Origin of the sequence: Acidimangrovimonas pyrenivorans (genome assembly GCF_042643245.1) — a bacterium.
GTDB lineage: Bacteria > Pseudomonadota > Alphaproteobacteria > Rhodobacterales > Rhodobacteraceae > Acidimangrovimonas > Acidimangrovimonas pyrenivorans.
In genome coordinates, this window is sequence record NZ_JBHRSK010000037.1 from 1 (window position 1) to 881 (window position 881).

General features: G+C 72.0%; 1 protein-coding gene. It reads right to left on the bottom strand.

The genetic code is table 11. The annotated features are described in order from the left end of the window. A partial coding sequence (locus tag ACFOES_RS21005; protein WP_377835687.1) for an MraY family glycosyltransferase occupies positions 1-881 on the bottom strand: 881 nt, incomplete at both ends.

Sequence of the window (881 nt, forward strand, 5' to 3'; positions counted from 1 at the left end):
CGCGACCGAGAGCAGCGGCAGCAGCCAGAGCAGGACGCTGGTCATGGCGTTGCGCAGATGCGGCAGGCCGAGGGCGCGGGCGAGGCTGCGGGCGCGGTGGCGATAGACCAGGCTGTGCAGGTGGAGCCGGTCGGGCTGGCCCGGATTGGTGCCCTTGCGCACGGTCCGGCGATGGATCGAGACCATGGTCTCGATCACCGGGTAGGCCAGCGCCAGGAGCCCGATCAGCGGCGACAGCTGCGGGTTGCGCAGCGGCAGCATCACCGCGATCACCGCCAGCACGAAGCCGGTCGAATAGGCCCCGGCATCGCCGAGGAACAGCTTGCCGAGCGGGAAGTTGAGCACGAAGAACCCGGCCAGGGCGCCGATCGAGACCAGGCACAGCGCCAGCATCTCGCCGTCGCCCGACTGCGCCGCCACCAGGGCGAAGCCGCTGAGGACGATGATCGCGCTGCCCGAGGCCAGGCCGTTGACGCCGTCGATGATGTTGAGCGCGTTGGCGATGCCGCCGATGGCGAAGGCGGTGAAGGGGATGGCGAACCATTTCAGCGCCAGCAGCGCATCGGCCCCGGGCAGCCCGACCCGGGCGATGGAATAGCCGGTCAAGATCGAGAACAGCAGCCCGGCCAGGATCGTCGCCGCCAGCCGCCACCGGACCCCGACCCGCTTGGTGATGTCCTCGGCCAGGCCGGCGGCGAAGGCCGGCAGCACGCTCAGGCAGACCGCCCACCACAGCTCGCGCATCCCGGCCGGCAGCGCCAGCCCGCCCAGCAGCTGCCCCGCCAGCAGCGCCAGACCGCCGACCCGCGGCACCGGCGCCCGGTGCAGCTTCTGCACCCCGTCGCGGTCGTCATGGCTGAGATGGCCGTGCAGGCCCTGGG